Here is a 20,679-nt window from a genome sequence, read left to right as displayed (position 1 = left end):
GGAGCCCTCCCCTACGCGGGCGTCGGGGAGTCCTCGTCCGCGATGAGCCCCTCCTCCTGGGCGAGCGAGCGCAGGTGCGTCTTGATGCGCTGGAATTGCTGGCGCAACGCCGCCGCCTTGCGCTTGAGCGCCGAGTCCGACAACGGCTCCTCGCCCTCGGACATGACGCGCGCCACCTCCTCCCAGGACAGGCGCTGATCCACCCGGAGCAGCAACAACATGCGCTCCTGGGGTTCCAGGCTCTCGCGCAGCGCTCGGAAACGCTCCTTCACCGAGGTGCGTTGCCAGGGCCGTGTCTCCGAGCGAGGCCTTTCCGCGGCGTCCGGCAGCTTGGACATGGTCACCGGCTGCTCCCGCCCGGCCGGCGCGTGCATCACCTGGTAACATGCGTTGCGCGCCAGGCGGTAGGCCCACGTCCGGAAGGAGCTCTCCCAGCGAAATCCCGGGAGCCCCCGCAGGAGGTTCTCGCTGAAGAGGCTGAAGGCGTCCCGGCTCCGCTCATAGTCGTGCAGCACGGAGGCCATCAACCGCATGATCTCCTGCCCATACCCCTCCAGCGCCCGCTCCACGGCCCCGGCCAGGTCGCCCCGCTTGCACAGCACCTGGATGTCCTGCTCCAGCTTCTCGCGCTCTTCCAACTGCATGGTGGCTCTCCCTCGCTGCCTCTCGTTGTCCTTCACTCTCCTGCCCCCTCAGACAAGCCCCGGGACCCCCGCGCCTGGTCCCGCTGGCCGCTCGAGCGCCAGCAACGCATGCCGCTCGAATTCTCCGGCGCCCTGCTCACGGGCGATGCGCACCGCCTCGAGCAGGCTCGCGTGGGCCTCCTGCGCGTGGCCCAGCGCCCGGTGTGCTCCGGCGCCAATCCGGTGCAACTCCGCCTCGTAGGAACGCTCCCCCACCGCCTCCACCCACCGCAGTCCCTCTTGCACCGAGAGCAGCGCCTCGCGGGGCTCATTCAGGCGCAGGTGCACTTCCGCCAACAGCCCGAGGGTGTGCGGCATGCCCGCGCGCAGGCCCGTCATCCGCCACCGGCCGAGGAACTCGCGCATCTGCTCCAGCCCCTTGCCGGGCTGTCCCAGCAGGGCCAGCGCCCAGCCGCGCAGCAGGCCGGACCACTCGATGAACAACCGCAACCAGTGCTCGCTCGCGAGGGCATGGCATTCCTCGGCCAGCTCGAGCGTGCCGCGCGCGTCCCCTCTCACCTGGCAGGACAGGGCGGCGTAGAGCAGCGTATAGGCCCGGGTGTTCGCATGGCCGATGCGGGCGGCCAGCTCCAGCGCCTCGCGGCGGTACTGGAGCGAGCGCTCCGGCTGGCCGAGCACCGCGTGGATGAGGGCGGCATGGATGAGGGCCACCGCCGTGGGGTCCACCCAGTGCTTCTCGGCCAGCAACCGGTGCCGCTCCGGGGAGAAATCCGAGCACGCCAACGCCCGCTCCACGTACTCGCGCGCCGCGTGCTGCTGGCCCCAGGCGAAGAAGTCGGCGGCCATCATCCGGTAGCCCAGGGAGAGCAATTCCTGGTCGTGCCTGCGCGAGCCGAGCTCCACCAGTTGCTCAGCCAGCTCGTGCGACAGGCGGTACTCGGCGCGGGCGAAGTAGTAGGCGAAGGGCCCCCAGTAGGGCAGCTCCAGGTCCGGCAGCGCATCCCCCACGGACTGGAAGAGCTCCCGGGCCCGGGCGTACGTGTGCTTCACCTCGGGCGAGCGGTAGCCCTGCACCTGGGACAGCGGAATGCCCAGGGCGATGAGCAATTGCAGCTCCTGGTGGATGCGCTGGCCGGCGTCGGGCAGGGAGCGCAGCAGCTTCAGCGCATAGCGCAGGTGGCTCACCGCCTCCTGGTTGGCCGAGTGCAGGCTGGCGCGGATGCCGGCCCTCATCCAGTGGTGGATGGCCGGCACGAAGTCCCCCGCCTCGGTGTAGTGGTGGGCCAGCACCTCGGGCTGCGTCTCCACCACCTCGGGGAATTGCTCCACCAGCGCCTGGGCGATGCGGCGGTGGTGCTGGCGCCGGGTCCCCCGCAGCATCGACTGGTAGGCCGCGTCCTGGAGCAGGGCATGGCGGAACTGGTAGCCGGGCCCGCCCTCCTCGACGTCGTGTTGGAGCAGGCCAGAGGCCACCAGCTCCTCCAGGTCCGCGCGCAGCGAGGCGGCACCGCGCCGCGTCAGCGTGGCCATCAACGCGTGCGAGAAGCCACGCCCCACCACCGCGCACAGTTGCGCCAGCGCCTTCTGTCCTGGCGGGAGCCTGTCCAGCCGCGCCAGCAACAGCTCGTGCAGGGTGATGGGGATGGAGGGCATGACGCCGCCTCCGGCCACCATGCGCGTCATCTCCTCCACGAAGAGGGGGATGCCGTCCGTCTTCTCCACGAGCCTCAGCACCGTCTCGGGCGGCAGCTCCCGCTCCCCGGCGGATTCCCGTACCAGCGTGGCGGTGAGGCGGGCCGGCAGCCGCTCCAACCCCACCCGGAGCAGCGGGCCCGTGGCGGGCCAGGTGTGCTGGAAGCCCGGGCGGGCGCTCAGCAGCACCAGGACGCGCGCCTTCTCCACCCGGCCCAGCAAGAAGTCCAACAGCTCCAACGTGGAAGGATCCGCCCAGTGCAGATCCTCCACCACGGCGAGCACCGGGCGCGTCCGCGCCATGCGCAGCAGCAGCTCCGCCAGGGCCTCGAAGGTGCGCTCCTTCTGGCGCTCCGGCGAGAGCTGGAGGATGGGCAGGTTCTCCTTCACTGGCAGCGAGAGGAGCGCGGCGATGAGGGCCATGTGCTCCGGCGCCAGGCCGACCGCCCCCAGGTGCGATTCCAGCCGGGCCAGGTTGGCGCCGGGCGAGCCCTCCGCGTCCAGGCGGAAGAGGTGCTGCAACATCTCGACGAGGGGGTGGAAGGCGCTGTTGGCGAACTGGCTCCAGCACTGGCAGCGCAGGCGGCTGGGCGTGGACGCGGGCACCCGGAGGCGCAGCTCCTGGAGGAGGCGCGACTTGCCGATGCCGGCCTCGCCCGAGACGAGCACGAAGGAGCCCCGGCCCTCCCGGGCCCGCTCCCAGACATCGAGGAGCAGGCGCAACTCGTCCTCGCGGCCCACGAAGGCGGAGAGCGGACCGGTGGCCAGCGCCCGGTCGAAGCGGAACACCGCCTTGCGCACGCGCGTCACGCGCCAGGCCGCCACGTTGCGCGCACCGGACACGCCCTCGAAGGTGCGCGTGCCGAGTGCATCGGCCTCGAAGGCCGGGCGCACCAGGGTGTGCGTGGCGTGGCTGAGCATCACGGTGCCGGAGTTGGCCTGACGCGCCAGCCACGAGGCGATGCGGGGGGCCTCGCCCTGGATGGTGGGCGTGCGGCCGCGCAACTCCGGGAGGTTGTCGTCGAACACCACCGTCTCGGTATGGATGCCCACCCGCACCGGCAGCGACGCGGCCAGGCGCAGCCCCGCGTCCACCGCCCGCACCGAGTCCTCCTCGCGCGCCACCGGGTAGCCGAAGCAGGCCAGCACCTCGTCTCCCACGCAGGTGGTGATGGAGCCGCCGTAGCGCTGGATGACCTCCGAGCAGCTCTTCTGGAAGCTGGCCTCCAGCTCGCTGAAGTCCTCCGGGTCCAGCTCACCAGCCGAGGCCCCGGAGTCCGCGAGCCGGCAGGACACCAGGGTCACCTGACGGCGTTGGGGCACCAGCGAGCGCGGCTCCTCGCGCCAGGGCCCCAGCCGCTCCTCCACCCGGCGCAGGCTGTCTCGCAGCTCGGCCGCGGAGCGCGGGCGCTCGTGGGGCTCCTTGGCCAGGATGGCGGCCACCAGCCCATCCACCTCCTCCGGCACCTCCGGACGGTGGGCGCGGATGCGGGGCGCGGGCTCGGCGGACACCACCTGGTCGCGAAGCTCCTCGAGCGTGGCGCTCGGGTAGGGCAGCTCACCGGTGAGCATTTCGTACAGCATGACGCCCGCGGACCAGAGGTCCGTGCGCTCATCCTGCGCCCCGCCGCGCCACTGCTCCGGGGACATATAAGGAGGCGTGCCCGCGGTGGGCAGGTAGGGCACGGGCGAGCTGCTGGTGGACGTCAGCCACGCGAGCCCGAAGTCGAGCAGCTTCACCGGCCCCTGCCGGGTGAGGAAGACATTGCTGGGCTTGAGGTCGCGGTGGACGATGTGGCGGTCGTGCGCGTGCGCCAGGCCCGTGGCCACCCCGGACATGATCTCCACCGTCCGCCGCACACCCAGCCGGCGCTCGCGATGGAGCAGCTCGGCGAGCGACTCCCCTTCCAGACACTCCATGACGAGGAAGGGAATGCGCGGCTCCCAGGAGGCGCCCACCCACTCGGCCACGTCGAAGATGCGGACGATGTTCTCGTGGTCGAGGTGCGCGATGGCCCGCGCCTCCTGGCGTAGCATGGAGGTGAGCCACTTCCCGTCATGGCCCGCGCGCGGGAGGATGAACTTGAGGGCCACCTCGCGCTGCAATTCCTCGTCACGGGCGCGGAACACCTGTCCCATGGCGCCCCCGCCCAGCTCCGAGATGATGTCGAAGCGGCGGCCATCCGAGCCCCCCAGCCGCTCTCCGGGAGCCGGCTTGCGGAACGGGAGGGGCTCCTGCGCCACCTCCTTGAGGAAGGAATCGCCGAAGTCCGAGCCACCGGAGGAGTGCCCCCCCGCCGGGCGAGGCTGGCCGTCCCTGGGATTGTGACCGGTCTCTTCACGCATTCCCTGCTCCCCGGTCGACGGGCCCTCGCGATGCAAGGCCTTGCTGGATGAAGTTACGGGTCTCATGGTCACCGGGCAATGCAACGGGCCAGGAGGGCAGGAGCTCTGTCCAGGGCTGGCAACCGCATCGTTCCGTCGAAGTACCTGTGGAGGCGGAGCCACGGTGCCGCGTTCGTGACGCGACGGAGTGACGCCGCTCCCCTCTCCGCTCCCTGAGCATCCAGGCGAGGCACCGCAAGGAGCCCCCAAGGGCCACACCTCCGGTGCGTCACACCACGAGCGAGGCCAGTCTACCCGCGGGAATCCGATGTGGCACGGGGGCCATGGGCGTGACATTTCCTTTCAAGAATCTCGTCTTCGAGGGGGCCGGGGTCCGCAATTGTGCCTACGCCGGGGCGATGCTCGCCCTGGAGGACCATGGAGTCTTCGGGCAGGTGGAGCAGGTGGCGGGCACGTCCTCGGGCTCCATCGCCGCCACGCTGGTGAGCCTGGGCTACACGCCGGCGGAGATCCGCCAGGAGATGCTGAACCTGGACTTCGCGCGCATCCAGGATGGCAACTGGCTCACCGGGCCCGTGCGCATGCTCAACCACCATGGATGGAACCCGGGCGACTACTTCCTCGCGAGCATGGAGGACGTCATCGCCCGCAAGACGGGGGATGGACGCATCACCTTCGCCCAGCTCCGCGCGCGCGGCTTCAAACCGCTGTACGTGGTGGGCACCAACCTGTCGGTGCGCAACGTGCGCGTCTTCCCCGACGAGCACAGCCAGGACATGGCCGTCGCGGACGCGGTCCGCATCTCCATGTCCATTCCCTTCTTCTTCGCCAGCCGCGAGTTCCAGGGAGAGATCTACGTCGATGGCGGAGTGATGTGGAACTACCCCATCGACCTCTTCGACGGACCCGAGAGCTACAACGCCCGGACGCTCGGCTTCTTCCTGGACACGTTCAACCAGCCGAAACCGGACCCCATCCACAACCTGCACGACTTCACCGGGTCCTTCTTCGCCTCGCTGCTCAGCTCGCAGGAAATCGATCTGATGAACAGTCCCGCCAACCTGGCGCGGAGCATCCGCATCGACGACCTGGGCCTCAAGCCCACGGAGTTCGGAATCACCCGCGAGCAGAAGCTGGCCCTCATGCGACAGGGCGAGCAGTCCACGCGGGCCTTCCTGGAGCGCTACGCCGCATCACATTCCGCGGCGTGAACCTCCCTTTTCCGAGGAGTGTTTCCATGTCCAGCAATGCCCTGACCGTCGTCACCCCCATCCGGCCCGACAAGGTGAAGCAACTCGATGAACTGCTGAGTGAGATCGGCGAGGACATCAACAACAAGACGGGGCGGCACATCTCCTTCGCCCGGCTCACCACGGTGCACTTCCTGCGCTGGGTCATCCTTCCCGGGGACAATGATGGAGGGCGCCACTACCTCCCGCAGCTCGCCTTCGAGAGCAATTACGACGGTCCGCTCGACGCGCACCTGGAGGAGCTCATCCGCGTGGGGGGGCCGGTGCTGGCGCGCATCTACAGCTACTGCGCGGGCTGTCCCTCGGACGTGGCGGGCAGTGCCGCTTCCTTCAAACGCTTCCTGAAGCGCTATCAGCTCCGCAGCGCCGCCTTCTACCGGGGCTACCCGAACTACAGCGTCCAGGACGTGATGGAGAACACCCGGGCGCGGCGGGCCATCCAGGACTTCCTGGACGACCCCGAGCGCGGGGCCACCCTGCGCGGCTTGCCGCCGGAGCAGCTCTGCCAGGAGATACAGAAGTACCTGGCCACCGTGCCCGGGCTGAAGCTGGAGCGCGGCCCCAACCCCAAACCGAGCCTGTTGGATCGGTTCGTCGGGCGCCTCATGGACTCGCGCCCCGTGCAGCTGGCCGTGGGCATTCCCATGGTCCTGCTGCTGCTGCCCGTGCTCGTGCCGACGGCCCTGGTGCTGCGGTGGAAGGAATCCCGCGACGAGGTGGAACCCAAGACGAAGGACATGGTGGATCCGCGCGTGGAGGGGCAGGAGGACTACAAGGTCCAGAACCAGCTCACCCACCTGGTGGAGGTGCGCCCGGGCTTGTTCCGCCAGATCACGCTGCGCACGGTGCTGGGCGGAATCAATTTCCTGGCACGCCACTACTACAACCGCGGCAACCTGGGAGGCATCCCCAGCATCCACTTCGCGCGCTGGGTCCTCATCGACAAGGGCCGGCGCCTGCTCTTCTTCAGCAACTACGACGGGAGCTGGGAGCGCTACCTGGGTGACTTCATCGACCAGGCGGCCGTGGGGCTCACCGGCGTGTGGAGCAACACGCGCGGTTATCCGAAGACACGGATGCTCTTCGGCGAGGGAGCGACCAACGAGGAAGACTTCAAGCAGTGGACGCGCGACCACCAGCTCTACACCCAGGTCTGGTACAGCGCCCACCCCGACGAGAGCGTCCGCAACATCCTGCAGAACGTGGCGGTGTGCGCGCAGTTGAAGGCTCAGCTCAAATCCCAGGAGGCGGCGCAATGGCTGCTCAAATTGTAACGTCCGGCTCTCAGACGGCGGCGGTGGTACCGGGCGAGGCACTCGAGTTCGAGGACATCCAGGGGCTCGTCTTCTTCGGGCACGGGCACCTGAAGTACTCGCGGTATGTCTTCCTCCGGGTGAAGGACGGAGCTCGGGCACGGGCGTGGCTGCGCACACTGGTGGAGCGCAAGGAGATCACCACCGCGGGCGGCAAGCAGCATCCCGGGCGCGAGGACACCAAGGGCGACCACGCGGTCCAGGTGGCCTTCACGGCGTCGGGACTGGAGCACCTGGGAGTGCCGCCGGAGGTGATGACCACCTTCCTGCAGGAGTTCCGCGAGGGGATGAGGGACCGGCGCCGCGCGCGCATCCTGGGCGACACGGGCGGGAGCGCGCCGGAGAAGTGGCAGTTCGGCGGCACGGACGAGACGGTGCCCCACATCGCGCTGGTGCTCTTCGGCCGGGACGACGCGGACCTGGATGTCTTCCACGCCTCGCACCGCGAGCGCTACCAGGACGTATTGGAGGAGGTGTTCATCCAGGACGCGGACATGCGCCAGGGAGACACGGAGCCGTTCGGCTTCCGGGATGGCATCTCGTTCCCCTACATCAAGGGCGTGCCCACCACGCGCACGCCGGATGCGCTCGGCCTGCCCATCGACGCGGGCGAGTTCATCCTCGGCTACCACAACGCGTATGGCCAGTACCCCTTCTCGCCCCGGGTGCCGCGCGGCGAGGATCCGCGCGACCTGTTGCCCGAGGTGCCTCGGGGGCAGACGGTGCCCGGAGAGCCCCGGCCCAAGGACCTGGGACGCAACGGCACCTACCTGGTCATCCGCAAGCTGAGCCAGGACGTGAAGGGCTTCTGGAAGTTCATCGAGGAGAGCAGCCGCGACCCGGACAGGAGCGCGGAGGAGAACGAGGCGAACAAGGAATTGCTGGCCGCGAAGCTGATGGGCCGGTGGAAGAGTGGCGCACCCCTGGTGCTGTGCCCGATGAAGGACGACCCGAAGCTGGGCGAGGACGCCACGAGCAACAACCACTTCGAGTTCGGAGATGACCCGTACGGAACGAAGTGTCCCCTCAGCTCGCACGTGCGCCGCGCGAATCCCCGGGACACGCTCGTCGAGGACCCCGAGGAGTCCACCAAACTGGTCTCCCGCCACCTCATCATCCGCCGGGGCCGGCCCTATCACGACAAACTGGCTGGGGGAGAAGAGGAGCAGGGGCTGATGTTCGTGGCGCTCAACACCAACATCGGGCGCCAGTTCGAGTTCATCCAGCAGACGTGGATGAACAACCCCAAGTTCAACGACCTGTACGACAGCAAGGATCCCATCGCCGGAGACAACTACGACCCCCAGTATCCGGAAGACGACCCGAAGGACTACACCGCCGTGGTTCCCGGCTTCCCGGTGCGCCAGCGCATCTCCGGTCTGCCGCGCTTCGTGCACATGCGGGGCGGAGACTACTTCTTCATGCCTGGCATCAAGGCGCTACGGTACCTGGGCTCGGAGCGCGCGCGATGAGCTCCCGATTCGTCCGATGGCTCACCGGCGCGGACATGCAGCGGGCGGTGTTCGGATTCATGCGCCAACACCACCCCAACATGAGGCTGGGCAAGCGGGTCCTGGTGACCCGGGCCGAGGACGTGAACGAGGTATTGAAGACAGACGCGGTCTTCGGGGTGACGGAGATCTACGCCGAGCGCATGGAGCGCACCACGGGGGCCTTCTTCCTGGGAATGGAGAACACGCCGCAGTACCAGCGGGAGGCGGCCATCTCCCGGAAGGCGGTGCACCCGGGGGACATGGAGCAGATCCGGAGCATGGCGCGCGAGCATGCCGAGCAACTCATCGCCCTGGCGCGCCCCACGGGGCGGCTGGACGTGGTGAACGGGCTCGCGCGGCCGGTGGCGGTGGGGATGGTGGACCGCTTCTTCGGTGTGCCAGGACCGGATCCGGAGACGATGAAGCGGTGGATGCGCGTCATCTTCTGGGACATCTTCCTCAACCCGGGCAACGGCGCGGACGTCACCGCGCGGGCGAAGGAGGCCAGCGCGGAGCTGAAGCGCTACATGGAAGGGCTCATCACCCAGCGCAAGGCCGGGCTGGCCACCGAGAGCCGGGACGACTTCGTCACCCGGCTGCTGAGGATGCAGGAGGACGAGACCACGCGCCTGGACGACGATGCGGTGAGACGCAACGTGGGTGGCATCATCGTCGGCGCGGTGGACACCACCTCCAAGGCGCTGGCACAGCTCGTCAATGAATTGCTGGAGCGGCCCGAGGCACTGGGGGAGGCACAGAACGCGGCCCGGGCGGGAGACACGGCGCGCGTGGCGGCCCATGCCTTCGAGGCGTTGCGCTTCGACCCGCACAATCCGCTCCTGATGCGCACGTGCCACGAGGACTACGTGCTCGCGAGGGGCACGGACCGGGAGATGAGGATTCCGAAGGGCACGCTCGTCATCGCCTCTACGCTCTCGGCGATGTTCGATCCAGCGGTGATGCAGCACCCGGACGAGTACCGGGTGGACCGTCCGCCCCAGGGCTACATGCACTTCGGCCGAGGGCTGCACACCTGTTACGGAGAGCGCATCAACCACCTCGTCCTGCCCGAGGTGCTCGGGTGCCTGCTGCGGCTGCGCAACCTGCGGCGCGCGCCCGGCGGCGAGGGACGGATGCGATTCGAGGGCCCCTTCCCGGACCGGCTGATGGTGGAGTTCGACGCGGGCTGACCTGGCTAGAGTGGAAAGCCTCCATAGGAGGCACTGATGACGAACCAGCCCGCCAACCCACCCCCTGTGGATGCACCGATGGAACGGTGGAGTACCCGGACGCCCCAGAAAGTGACGGTGCTGGCGCTGCTGCTCGTGCCGGCCCTGCTATCCGCTGGTTGCGCCTCGCTGATGCCACTGCCCGACAGAGGGATGAATCTACGCTACACGCATGGCGATGCCGGCACGCCCGCCTGGGCCGGGGACCAGCGCAAGGGCGCGAGCGCGACGGTGGGTCCTGGACGTGCGGAGGAGACTGCGGGAGCAAGCGTCCTGGCGGTCCACCTGGCGTTTCGCGGCGCACTGGGCGAGGTGACTGGCACCCTCCACCACCTTTCTGGCGAGCTCTCCAGGTTGGAGAAGAGCCACTGGGGCATCGCAGGCGAGGGCACTGGCTTATTCCTGCCCCATGTGGAGTATGGCCAGCGCCAGCTGCGGTGGATGGAAACCGAGTTCGCCACCGCAACCCGGCTGGCCCACACGGCCTCGGAGGTGGAAGACGACGACATGCAACTGGCCCTGTTGCGCCTGGCGGGCCCCCGGATCGAGGCAGCCATGCTGGGCTCGCTGCTGTTAGCCACATGGGTGGACGTCCTCCACCTGCTCGATGTGGCATTCAAGCACGGCTACACCTCGTTGGAGACGCTGTTCGTGGAGATGGACCGCTGGCAGAAGAGGTTGGAGCCGGCCATGACGGCCCTGGCCTCGCAGGAGCCAGGGCAGTTGGAGGCAGCGGCCCAGGACATGCCCATGCTGATGGGACACCTGTCCAGCGAGTTCAAGGCGACGGCGCAGAGACTCCACTCGGGGCTGAGGAAGACCCAGAAGCTGATGGCACTGGCGCAGCTCGTGGAGATGGTAACGATGGTGTCCGCGATGAAGTTCTCGCTGCCTCGGCTGGGACCATCAGCCCCCGCGACACTGGGGATGGGAATGGTGATGGGAGGCGATGGGGTGATGATGGGCACGCGCCTTGTCGTCTCCGCCGAGTGGGTGGAGATGATGCGACGGTTGGTGCGGGCGGGCGTCCTCTCACTGCCTGTTGTGAGCGCGGCGGTGCGGATTCAGGCCGGACAGGTGTTGATGGCCGAGGCGCACGACGAACTGCCGCGCGGCGTGCGTGCGGCACTGGGCGATGGACCTGAGGTGCGGGGCATGCACGTGACGGGTAGAACAGGGGCAGGCATGGCCGAGCCACCGCGACACCACGTCCTGCCCAAGGAGTTCCGAGAGTGGTTCGAGAAGCGTGGTTTCACGGGCGAGATGGACATCGACCAGTTCTGCGTCAAACTGGAGCAGGCACACCATCAGGCCATCCACGGCGGTGGGAGCTGGAAGCTGGGGCGCGTATGGCCGGGTGAGTGGAACCGGATGATCATGGAGACACTGCTCGAAGCCGAGACAACGGCCGGCCGGATGTTGACGCGAAATGAGATCCTGGGAACAGTTGCGAAGCGAATGGAGGACTACGACATCCCGATGAATTTCCTCCCGTGGAGGAGGCGATGAGTGACGGGAAATCCTGGCAGGGAAACTGGAAGGTGCGCCTGCACGAGCGGGTCCGCGCTCGTGGATACGATTCGCTCACCGCATTCGCTGATGCGCGCCCTGCTGTCCCGCTGCACCTGCTGGCTGCGGAACTCGGCAAAGACGACGTCGCCGGAGTGCAGGTGTTGAACGGGTTGCTCGCCGAGGCGGAACGGCGCAAGCAGCTCACGCGTTTCGTACGCGATGTATTCACACGCCTGTGGTCCCAGAGCGTCCCCGACGGCTGGCCGGCTGTGCTGGACGACGCAAACCGCTTCAAGGTTGCCGAGGCGCTCGGCTCGTGGATTGCCTACACTCCAGAAACCCACAAGGCTCGAGCCAGGCAGGTCAGGACAGCGCTCCTCGCGGCGCCACCTCCTCCCGGGTGGCGCCCGCTCGGCCCCGACGACGAGTTGCTCCTCACGCTCCTGCCCGACGAGGAAGTCTGACTGGCGGAACTCCACCCCGCTCAACGGTGCTCCGGATACCTCCGCCGGAACTCCTCGCGCAGGGACTCGAGGTAGGCCGGGGCCTCCGGCGTGCCCTCCGCGGGCGCCCAGGGCGCGAAGGCCTTGTCATTCGCCGGTGCGTACGGCCCGTTCTTCACCTCGTAGATGACGGTGTCCGGCGTCAGGGCCACCAGCCCGTGGAAGATGCCCGGAGCCAGGTCCACCCCGAAGTGCTCTCCCCCCGCCTCCAATGACAGACAGTCGCGCACGCGCCCATCGTCCTCGAAGGTGAAGAAGGCGACCGCCCCGCGCAGCAGAATCCACGCCTCCGTCTTCGGCGGCTCCAGGTGCCGGTGCGGCCGCACGTAGCTGTCCGGCTGGACGACGTTGAACATCCGATGCAGCGGATCCGCGTCACTCTTGTGGAAGGGCTGGATGATGCGCCGGCGGGGGCTCGTCCGCGAGGCCTCCGTCACCTCCTCCACCAGCGAGCGGGAGAGAACCACCAGTTCCCCCGCGGGGGCATCCAGGGCACGTCGATGGGAAGCACTCATGTCCCCGAGCGGAGCACAGGCGCGCCCCGCCGGCCAGCCCGGACCGCCTTCCTCACGGATGCCGCGCGGGCGGCTCCTCCGCGAGCCCCAGCCGGCGCAGACTCGCCTGGGCCCTCTGCTCGTAGGCCCCCATCCCGTGCTCCCGTGCGAAGCGGATGGCCTCGAGGAACGCCGCACGCGCCTCGTCCTCCCGGCCGGCCAGCCTCAGCAGCTCGCCACGGACCCGGTGCAGCTCGGGCAGGTAGGAATACTCCTCCGTCACCGCCGGCCACGTCAGCGCCTCGTCCACCGCGGCCAGCCCCTCCTGCGCCTGTCCCAGCCGCAAGTGGATGTGGGCCAGCATGCCCAGGTTGTGGTGCATGCCCGCGATGATTCCCGAGCGCTTCCACCCCTCCAGCACCTGGCGCATCTGCACCAGCCCCTCCTGCGGACGCCCCAGCTCGGCCAGGGCCCACCCCCGCACCGCCGAGGGCCACAGGACCCACAGGAGGAAGCGGTGCTCACGCGCGAGCGGAATGCACTGCTCGGCCAGTCCCAGCGCCGTGCGCGCGTCCCACCGCAGCTGGCTGGCGATGGCGCAATAGGTGAGCGCGAGCGACGTCGTGTGCGGATGGCCGATACGGCCCGCCAGCTCCAGCGCCTCGCGGGTGAAGCGCTCGGCCCGCTCCCACTGTCCGGACACCGAGAGCGGCAGCGTCGCATACGCCAGCGCGCCCACTCGCGGATTCACCCACTGCCGGATGGCGAGCGCCCGGTGCTGCTCCAGGTCCATCTCTGGTACCGACAGCGCCAGCTCCAGGTGCCGCAGCGCATTGTCCACCTGCCCCCAGGTGAACAGGTCCGTGGCCATCATCCGGTGCCCCATGGAGAGCAGCTCCGGCTTGTGCTGGCGCTCGCCCAGGCTCACCAGCAGCTCGGCCACCTCGTGCGAGTCGTGCGATTTGCCCCGCGCGAAGTAGTACGCGAAGGAGCCCCAGAAGCTCAGCTCCAGGCGCGGCAGCTCCTCACCCACCTCGCGGAAGAGGGCCTGCACCCGCGTGTACGTGCGCTCCACCTCGGGCGAGCGGTAGCCCTGCACCTGCACCAGGGGCATGCCCAGGGCGATGAGCAGTTGCAGCTCGTCCCGCGTGAGCACCGGAGCGTCCGGCAGGCTGCGCAGCAGCTTCAACGACTGCGAGAGGTGGCTCACCGCCTCCTCGTTGGCGGAGCGCTGGCTCGCCCGCATGCCCGCCAGCTTCCAGTAGTGGATGGCCAGCTTCAGTTCCCCGGCCTCGGTGTAGTGACGGGCCAACAGCTCCGGCCGCGTCTCGGCCACCGCCGGGAAGTGCGTCCCCAAGGCCTGGGCGATCCGCTGGTGGTACTGCCGCCGCGCGCTCCGGGGCAGCGACTGATAGGCAGCCTCGTGGATGAGGGCGTGGCGGAACTGGTAGCCGGGCTCGTCCTCGTCCCGCGCCTGGAGCAACCCCGCGGCCACCAGCCCCGCCACGTCCCTGCGCAGCACGGTGCCCCGGAGCCCCGTCAATTGCGCGAGCAGCGCGAAGGAGAAGCTGCGCCCCACCACCGCGCACAACTGCGCCAGTTGCTTCTGCCGGCGCGGCAGCGAGTCCAGCCGGGCCAGCAACAGCTCCTGCAGGGTGACGGGAATGGAGGCCGCGGCCCCGCCCTCCAGCATCACCCGCGTCATCTCCTCCACGAAGAGCGGAATGCCGTCCGTCCGCTCCACCAACTGCGTCACCACCTCCGCGGGCAGCTCCTGGCCCCGCGTCACCTCCTTCACCAACTGCTCCGTGCAGGCCGCGGGCAGCCGCTCCAGCGGGATGCTCTGGAAGCCGGAGTGCTGGGCCCAGGGCGGGCGGAACTCGGGGCGGGCACTGAGGACGAAGAGCAGGCTCGCCCGCTCCACGAAGCCAATCAGGAAGCTCAGCAGTTGCAGCGTGGAGGGGTCCGCCCAGTGCAGATCCTCCACCACCACCAGCACCGGGCGCTCACCCGAATTCTCCATGAGCAGGGTGGCCAGGGCCGCGAGCGTCTCGTCCTTCTGACGCTGGGGAGTGAAGCGCAGGTGCGGCGAGTCCTCCCTCACCGGCAGCGACACCAGCGAGGCCAGCAGACGCACCTGCATGGGCGTCAGGCCGCGCTTCTCCAGGTGCCGCTCCACGGCGCGCAGGTTCTCCTGGGGCGAGCGCTCCGGGCTCAACCACGCGCGCTGCAGCATCTCGATGACGGGGTGCAGGGCGCTGGTGCTGTACTGGTGCCAGCACTGGAGCCGCAGGAGGAGGGGCTTCTCCGGCAGCACCCGCTCGCGCAGCTCCTGGATGAGGCGGGACTTGCCGATGCCGGCCTCGCCGCACAGCAGCACGTAGCCGCCATGCCCCTCACGGGCCCGCTCCCAGGCGGCGAGCAACTTCCCCAGCTCCTCCTCCCGGCCCACCAACGGGCTCAACTCGCCCATGGGCAGACGGGTGCCGGCCGTGCGCGAGCGGCCCAGCACGTGGTGCACGTCGAAGGTGCGCCGCCCGTCGAAGACGCGGGCCCCGAGCGGCTGCGTGTCGAAGGCGCGCCGCACCAGGCTGTACGTGCTGGGGCCCACCACCACCTCGCTCGGCCCGGCCTGCTGGGCCAGCCACGCGGCGATGCGAGGGGCCTCCCCTTGAATGGTGGGGGTGTGCCCTCGCAGCTCCGGGAGGATGTCGTCCAGCACCACCTGGTCCGTGTCGATGCCCACCCGCACCGCCAGCTCCGCGGCCGTCCCCGGCGGCAACCGGGCCTGGAGCGCCGCGAGCACCACCGGGGGCAATTCCAGCCCCGCGCGCACCGCGCACTCCGCGTCCCCCTCCTTCGCCACCGGGTAGCCGAAACACGCCAGCACCTCATCTCCCAGACACAGGGTGATGAAGCCCCCATGGCCTTGGATGCCCTCCGAGGCCGCGCGGTGGAAGGCCGCTTCCAGCTCGCCGAAGTCCTCGGGGTCCCACTCCTCCGCCAGCGCGCTGAGCCCCGTCACCCGGCAGTGCAGCAACGTCACCTGCCGGCGCTGGGGCGCCGTCGAGCGCTGCGGCGCCCGGCCCGGCCGCAGGTTCTCCTCCAGCTCGCGCAATTCCTCGCGCAGCTCCTCGGCCGACAGCAGGCGCTTCTCGGGGTCCTTCTCCAGCAGCACCGACAGCAGCGACTCCAGCTCCCAGGGCAGCTCCGGGTTGCGCTCGCGCGGCGAGGGCACCGGCTCCGGGGAAAGCACCTTCGCGCGCAGCTCGCCCACCATGAGGTGCGGATAGGGCAGCTCTCCGGTGAGCAGCTCATACAGCATGACGCCCGTGGCCCAGATGTCCGTGCGCGCGTCCACCTTATCCCCGCGCCACTGCTCCGGGGCCATGTAGGGTGGCGTGCCCGCCGTGGGCAGCTCCGGCTGCTCGGAAGCGAGGCCCGGCGCGGGTGCCAGCCACGCAAGCCCGAAGTCCAGCAGCTTCACCGTGCCCTGGCGGGTGATGAAGACGTTGCTGGGCTTGAGGTCCCGGTGGACGATTTGATGCTCGTGCGCGTGCGCCAGGCCCGCGGCCACGTCGCGCATGATGTCCAGCGCGCGCGCCAGCGGCAGCTTCCGCTCCCGGCGCAGCAGGTCCAGGAGCGACTCGCCCCCCAGACATTCCATGACGAGGAAGGGGACGGTGGGCTCGCCCGGTCCGCCGCTCCACTCGGACACGTCGAAGATGCGGACGATGTTCTCGTGGTCCAGCCGCGCGATGGCCCGGGCCTCCCGCAGCCCCATGCCGGCCAGCTCGTCGCGCGGGAAGAGGAACTTGAGGGCCACCACGCGCTGCAGCTCCTCGTCCTGGGCCCGGAAGACCTGGCCCATGGCCCCCTCGCCCAGCGACTCGAGAATCTCGAACCGGCGCCCGTCCACGCCGCCCAGCCTGTCTCCGGGCGTGAGCCGGCGGAACGGCATGGGCACGTCGGAGCTCAGCACCTCGTTCAGGAATGAATCGCCGAAGCCGAGCTCGTCTTCCAAATCCAGCTCGTCGTCGAAGTCGAGCCCGCCGTCGAAGTCGAGCGCGTCATCGGCCTCCAGCCCGTCTTCCTGCCCGGCCTCGGCCTCCTCCCCAGGGGGAGCCCCTGGCTCCTGGCCGTCCTGATCGCCACTGCGTCCCATGGCGCTTCCCCCCGCCCCTCTCGATGAAAAGTAGGGGCGCCAGGAAGGACGGGCAACGAGCCGGCCCGGCGGGGCGGGGTAGACGTTGCCTTTCCACCGTCATTCCCGCCCGGCTGGCTGGCCCCGCCGCGGCCCCCCCGGCGTCCAGCGACGGAGCAGGCGGGCCCTTCTCACGGGGATGTGGCCATCTCGAGCAACGCGCATCAAATCACACACATCACACCAGGGAGACGTGGACTCCACCCGGTAGAGGCGGGAACCGGAGCTCCCTCCCTGGAGAAGCCCGGATCACGCTCTATCCCCTACCTGAGGAAAGGACAGGCCGAGTCATGAGCACCATTCTTCTCGTTGATGACGAACCCGAGCTCCTCGACCTCTACACGGAAGTCCTGGAGCTGATGGACCATCGCGTGCTGCGTGCACATGATGGAAGGGAGGCCCTGGAAATCGCCCACGCGCGGCGGCCGGACCTCGTGGTGACGGACTGGCAGATGCCCCGGATGAGCGGGGTGGAGTTGTGCCAGTGGCTCGTCCAGGACGAGGAGTTGCACGACGTCCCCGTCATCATGCACAGCGCCGCGACGGACCCGCACGCGCCCGGCGTGACGGCGTTCCTCTCCAAATGCTCGGAGCTGAGCGAGTTTGAAGAGGTGGTCAACCGGGCGCTCACGGATTCGGGCGTCTCCCCGCAGGGTCCGCCCACTCCGCGCAGGCTGTACCTGGATTGGGAGCACGAGCAGGTGTGCTCCATGGGCCAGTGAGGCCCGGACAGAGCGGGTGACCGAGCGGGCCGGAAGAAAATCTTCTGGCCCGCGTGCTTTTCGGGATGAGGGCCCCTCTATCCATGCAGGAGGCCACATGCCACGCACGTTCTCTGGAAACAGCCGGGAGTTCGCGGAGCTCATCGCCCCGCATGGAGCGCTGCTGATGGGGCTCGCGCACAAGCTCTGCCGCAACGGCGGAGTGGAGCCCGAGGACCTGATGCAGGACACCCTGGAACGCGCGTTGTTGCACTTCGAGTCGTTGCGGGGCTGGAGCGATGGCACCCGCCGCGCGTGGTTGTGTACCACGCTCCAGCGGCGCTTCCTGGACCACTGCCGGCGCCAGCGCACCGAGAGCAACGAGGGGCCCGCCCTGGAGCTGGTGCACGCGCCCGTGCTCGTGCGCGAGCCGCGTCAGTGGCACACCTGGGAGCGCGTTTCCGACGAGGAATTGCACGAGGCCATCGCATGTCTGCGCGCTCCGCTGAGGGAAGCCTTCGAGCTACACACGGCGGGCGTGCGCTACAAGGACATCGCGCGGCGGCTCGGCACCACGCCGGGGACGGTGGGCTTCTGGCTGCACCAGGCCCGGCTCGAGCTGAGGAGCCTCTTGCGGCCGCTCGCCACGGAGCGCGCGGAAGAGCTCGCGGCCTGAGCGGACAAAGCCAGACAAAAATCCGCCGGAAAGACAGACAAAAAGCCCGCACAAGAAAATCAACGCCGCGCGTCATGAAACCGGCACCTGCTGCGAACAAGCCAACCCCAACCACAAAAGACAAACACCCAATGAACTCGCTCATGCGTCAGACGAATCCCCTTGCCCCGTTCTCCTCCTCCCGCGCCGATGAGAGCCGCCAGGGCTGGCGCCCGCGTCTCGTGCGCACGCTGGCGGCGCATCCCAAGCGCGACTACTGGCTGGAGCGCGTCCCCGAGACTGCCGGCCGCTACCAGGTGCGCGGCGTGACGGGTGTCATCTTCATCCTCTTCGGACTGATGAAGGCCTTCGACTTCACGCTGCCCATCCTCGTCGGTGCGCCAGGGCTGCAGGTGAACACCGGTGTGGAGGGCTTCGCGCAGTTGATCTCCGGCATCGGCATGCCCTTCCCGTTCTTCAGCGCGGCCATGGTCATCGCCATGGAGGTGGTACTGGGCCTGGGGCTCATCCTCGGCGCGTGGACGCCGGCGACGCGGCTCATCACCCGCCTGTGCGCCCTGCCGCTCGCGGGGGACATGCTGGTGGCGCTGCTGGTGGGCATCCGCCAGGTGCAGGGCAACCCGGTGGTCATCGACGGACACGCCATCATGAACCAGTTCTGGCGGCTGCCGCTGGAGCTGGGCCTGCTGGCCGGCATGATGTACCTGCTGTGGCGGCCCGCGGCCCGGCCGGTGGCTCCGCGGCTGGTATCCGTGCCCGTGCGTGAGGGCTGAGCTGACGAGCAGGCGAGCACCCCGCGCCCTGGTCTCCTGGCGAGAAGCGAGCCAGGAAGCCGGGGTGCTCGTGTATCCGGGACAACGCGTTTCCGGGAAGGCACGGGCCGTCCCAGGTGCGCACCTTGGAACCCTCCGGGTCTACCTGTCGTGCGCCAGGCTCGAATACCACGGGGCCGGAGGCGGCGAGGACATGATCCTGTGGACATCGAGTTGCCGGGACACCCACGCATAGCGAAGCCGGTAGCCAGCGGGGAGCACCTTCCAATACGTGGCCCACCAGGGGCGCAACACCTCACCGTGCTTCGATTCGGGAAGGGGCCGGTACTCGTTGCCGCTCCGCTCGTGGCGCTGGTACTCCTCCTCTGCGGCTTCACGGCTGGCCGCTTCGATGACACAGATCTCCGGCTCGCGGTCCCAGCCCGCGTCGATGTAGCGGCTCCAGTCCGGCTGGGCGTAGTGCTCCCAGGCCTCACCACCCCGGGGGGTGAGCCGGTAGACGAAGCGGTCCGGGGAGAACCGTTCGCCCTGAGACAGGGCGCGCTCGAGCTCCGCTCGGGTACGGGCCACCACCGCTTCATCCCCGGCCTGATGGACTCGGATGAGCTCGCGCTCGCTCAGCGAGGCCAGCTTCTCGCACAGGGCCTCGGGAGAGAGGCCGTGCCCCCGTGGCATGTTCAATGCCAGTGCCACCTTCGGGCCCAGGAGCATGTGCAGCGGCGTTGCCAGCTCCACCACGGCCTCCAGGAGCCAGAGGTCATCCTCGTCCAGGGTCATGGGCGGATCTCCCCTCATATGGGTCCCGGGTACAAGCCGGTGTCCGGTTCCCGGCCGATCCTTCGTTCAACCCCGAAACTCCGGGAAGGAGCTACAGGCCCGCCTTTCTTCCCACCGAGCAGGGAGCCAAGGTCACCCAGCCGTTACGCGGCGCGTGCGTAGCTTCACCCCCGCACCACAACGCAGCACGGAGGGGTCTCCATGACACCGACTCTCACGACCAGCGCCTATGTGCTTCACAACCTCGGCCTCGCGGCGGGCTTCGGCGGTTCGCTCTTCGGCCGTATCGCCCTGAACCCGTCGGCCCGGCTCATCAATGACAAGCTGGACCGGGCGAGGATCGTCAACGCCGCCTGGAACGGCTACAACATCATCAACGCCGTGGGCCTGGGCGCCACCGCCCTCACCTGGCTCGTCGGCCGCTCCAGGATTTCCGGCCGCTCCATCTCCGCCAGCGCGCGCAAGCTGGTCCTCGTGAAGGACTTCCTGATGGGCGCCACGCTCGTCAGCGGTGTCATCAACCTCATTGGCGGCGGCTTCCTCGCCAAGCGCGCCCTCCAGGACGGCATCCCCATGGAGTCCGGCAGCAAGGCCGCCGATGACGCGCCGGATGACGTGAAGAACACCACCAAACTCGTCAACTGGCTGGGTGTCTTCAGCCTCGCCACCATGGCTGGCCTCATCGGCGTGTCCACGTGGCTGGACAACACCGCCCAGGCCAGCAGCAAGTGGAAGTTCATCGCCCGCGCCCTGCCGTAAGTACAAAGGCAGACAGTCGTGTCCACGGCCTCCGCGCGTCCTGCGAGCGGGGGCCGTCGTGTTTCCACGCCCCGCGCCGTGCAACCCGCTGCCGGACACGGGCCGCTCGCCCGCCTGCCCTCCGGCGTGGGCAGCACCAGGGCGCTGGCCGGAGTGGGATGCAAGCCCCGCTCCCCAGGGACCCACGCGGTGCACACCCTCTGGAGCGAGGGGGGTTCGAATGGGCTGGCGGGAATGGACTCGGGTCCTGGTGTGTGCATGCGCGGTCCTCGTCGTGGCGGGATGCGATTCCACCACCAGGGAGGTGGAAGAG

General features: G+C 69.0%; 15 protein-coding genes. 10 read left to right on the top strand and 5 right to left on the bottom strand.

The features are described from left to right. Window positions 1-11: 11 nt before the first annotated feature. Window positions 12-644 carry an RNA polymerase sigma factor gene (locus tag BO221_RS37400; protein WP_073565659.1) on the bottom strand — a complete coding sequence of 211 codons (633 nt, stop codon included), beginning with the start codon at window positions 642-644 and terminating at the stop codon, window positions 12-14. 48 nt (window positions 645-692) lie between these two features. Beyond that, entirely contained in the window at window positions 693-4,682 is a 3,990-nt protein-coding gene (locus tag BO221_RS37395) for a protein kinase (protein WP_083681995.1), read from the bottom strand. 329 nt (window positions 4,683-5,011) lie between these two features. On the opposite strand from BO221_RS37395, the gene BO221_RS37390 reads away from it, so the two are divergent. From BO221_RS37390 to BO221_RS37365, 6 genes are read left to right on the top strand one after another with little or no spacing between them, the layout of a single operon-like run. Beyond that, window positions 5,012-5,893, top strand: coding sequence for a patatin-like phospholipase family protein (locus tag BO221_RS37390; protein WP_158079981.1), 882 nt, complete (start codon window positions 5,012-5,014; stop codon window positions 5,891-5,893). Window positions 5,894-5,919: 26 nt separating this feature from the next. Then, a complete protein-coding gene (locus BO221_RS37385) occupies window positions 5,920-7,206 on the top strand; it encodes a hypothetical protein (RefSeq protein WP_073565657.1) in 1,287 nt (428 codons plus the stop codon). Further along, window positions 7,188-8,717, top strand: coding sequence for a Dyp-type peroxidase (locus tag BO221_RS37380; protein WP_073565656.1), 1,530 nt, complete (start codon window positions 7,188-7,190; stop codon window positions 8,715-8,717). Before BO221_RS37385 ends, BO221_RS37380 begins: the two co-directional genes overlap by 19 nt. After that, the gene (locus BO221_RS37375) at window positions 8,714-9,928 is read left to right on the top strand and encodes a cytochrome P450 (protein ID WP_073565655.1); all 1,215 of its coding nucleotides are present in this window, start codon (window positions 8,714-8,716) and stop codon (window positions 9,926-9,928) included. Before BO221_RS37380 ends, BO221_RS37375 begins: the two co-directional genes overlap by 4 nt. Before the next feature lie 36 nt (window positions 9,929-9,964). Next, entirely contained in the window at window positions 9,965-11,476 is a 1,512-nt protein-coding gene (locus tag BO221_RS37370; RefSeq protein ID WP_233166430.1) for a DUF2380 domain-containing protein, read from the top strand. Then, the gene (locus BO221_RS37365; protein ID WP_073565918.1) at window positions 11,473-11,943 is read left to right on the top strand and encodes an NUDIX hydrolase; all 471 of its coding nucleotides are present in this window, start codon (window positions 11,473-11,475) and stop codon (window positions 11,941-11,943) included. Before BO221_RS37370 ends, BO221_RS37365 begins: the two co-directional genes overlap by 4 nt. A gap of 20 nt (window positions 11,944-11,963) precedes the next feature. On the opposite strand, the gene BO221_RS37360 is transcribed toward BO221_RS37365, so the two are convergent. Next, the gene (locus BO221_RS37360; RefSeq protein ID WP_073565654.1) at window positions 11,964-12,497 is read right to left on the bottom strand and encodes a WbuC family cupin fold metalloprotein; all 534 of its coding nucleotides are present in this window, start codon (window positions 12,495-12,497) and stop codon (window positions 11,964-11,966) included. Between the two features lie 52 nt (window positions 12,498-12,549). Beyond that, entirely contained in the window at window positions 12,550-16,641 is a 4,092-nt protein-coding gene (locus tag BO221_RS57455; RefSeq protein WP_143195911.1) for a protein kinase, read from the bottom strand. Between the two features lie 329 nt (window positions 16,642-16,970). On the opposite strand from BO221_RS57455, the gene BO221_RS37350 reads away from it, so the two are divergent. From BO221_RS37350 to BO221_RS37340, 3 genes are all read left to right on the top strand, one after another. After that, the gene (locus BO221_RS37350; RefSeq protein WP_073565653.1) at window positions 16,971-17,402 is read left to right on the top strand and encodes a response regulator; all 432 of its coding nucleotides are present in this window, start codon (window positions 16,971-16,973) and stop codon (window positions 17,400-17,402) included. A 97-nt stretch (window positions 17,403-17,499) separates the two neighbouring features. Then, on the top strand, window positions 17,500-18,057 hold the full coding sequence (locus BO221_RS37345; RefSeq protein WP_073565652.1) for an RNA polymerase sigma factor: 558 nt from the start codon (window positions 17,500-17,502) through the stop codon (window positions 18,055-18,057). Between the two features lie 143 nt (window positions 18,058-18,200). Further along, on the top strand, window positions 18,201-18,830 hold the full coding sequence (locus tag BO221_RS37340; RefSeq protein WP_158079980.1) for a DoxX family protein: 630 nt from the start codon (window positions 18,201-18,203) through the stop codon (window positions 18,828-18,830). Window positions 18,831-18,971: 141 nt separating this feature from the next. On the opposite strand, the gene BO221_RS37335 is transcribed toward BO221_RS37340, so the two are convergent. Then, entirely contained in the window at window positions 18,972-19,607 is a 636-nt protein-coding gene (locus tag BO221_RS37335; protein ID WP_233166429.1) for a hypothetical protein, read from the bottom strand. Between the two features lie 201 nt (window positions 19,608-19,808). Between BO221_RS37335 and BO221_RS37330 the strand changes: the two genes are divergently transcribed. Beyond that, entirely contained in the window at window positions 19,809-20,366 is a 558-nt protein-coding gene (locus tag BO221_RS37330) for a hypothetical protein (RefSeq protein ID WP_073565650.1), read from the top strand. Window positions 20,367-20,679 lie beyond the last annotated feature (313 nt).

The organism is Archangium sp. Cb G35 (genome assembly GCF_001896145.1).
Classification (GTDB): domain Bacteria; phylum Myxococcota; class Myxococcia; order Myxococcales; family Myxococcaceae; genus Archangium; species Archangium violaceum.
The sequence above is the reverse complement of the archived record's forward strand: the minus strand, read 5'-3'. Positions and strand labels throughout refer to the sequence as shown.

Excerpts from the sequence above, each read along its gene's own strand:
- BO221_RS37400 (WP_073565659.1), bottom strand. The coding sequence starts at position 644 with ATGCAGTTGGAAGAGCGCGAGAAGCTGGAGCAGGACATCCAGGTGCTG.
- BO221_RS37395 (WP_083681995.1), bottom strand. The coding sequence starts at position 4,682 with ATGCGTGAAGAGACCGGTCACAATCCCAGGGACGGCCAGCCTCGCCCG.
- BO221_RS37385 (WP_073565657.1), top strand. The coding sequence starts at position 5,920 with ATGTCCAGCAATGCCCTGACCGTCGTCACCCCCATCCGGCCCGACAAG.
- BO221_RS37380 (WP_073565656.1), top strand. The coding sequence starts at position 7,188 with ATGGCTGCTCAAATTGTAACGTCCGGCTCTCAGACGGCGGCGGTGGTA.
- BO221_RS37375 (WP_073565655.1), top strand. The coding sequence starts at position 8,714 with ATGAGCTCCCGATTCGTCCGATGGCTCACCGGCGCGGACATGCAGCGG.
- BO221_RS37370 (WP_233166430.1), top strand. The coding sequence starts at position 9,965 with ATGACGAACCAGCCCGCCAACCCACCCCCTGTGGATGCACCGATGGAA.
- BO221_RS37365 (WP_073565918.1), top strand. The coding sequence starts at position 11,473 with ATGAGTGACGGGAAATCCTGGCAGGGAAACTGGAAGGTGCGCCTGCAC.
- BO221_RS37360 (WP_073565654.1), bottom strand. The coding sequence starts at position 12,497 with ATGAGTGCTTCCCATCGACGTGCCCTGGATGCCCCCGCGGGGGAACTG.
- BO221_RS57455 (WP_143195911.1), bottom strand. The coding sequence starts at position 16,641 with ATGGGACGCAGTGGCGATCAGGACGGCCAGGAGCCAGGGGCTCCCCCT.
- BO221_RS37350 (WP_073565653.1), top strand. The coding sequence starts at position 16,971 with ATGAGCACCATTCTTCTCGTTGATGACGAACCCGAGCTCCTCGACCTC.
- BO221_RS37345 (WP_073565652.1), top strand. The coding sequence starts at position 17,500 with ATGCCACGCACGTTCTCTGGAAACAGCCGGGAGTTCGCGGAGCTCATC.
- BO221_RS37340 (WP_158079980.1), top strand. The coding sequence starts at position 18,201 with ATGCGTCAGACGAATCCCCTTGCCCCGTTCTCCTCCTCCCGCGCCGAT.
- BO221_RS37335 (WP_233166429.1), bottom strand. The coding sequence starts at position 19,607 with ATGACCCTGGACGAGGATGACCTCTGGCTCCTGGAGGCCGTGGTGGAG.
- BO221_RS37330 (WP_073565650.1), top strand. The coding sequence starts at position 19,809 with ATGACACCGACTCTCACGACCAGCGCCTATGTGCTTCACAACCTCGGC.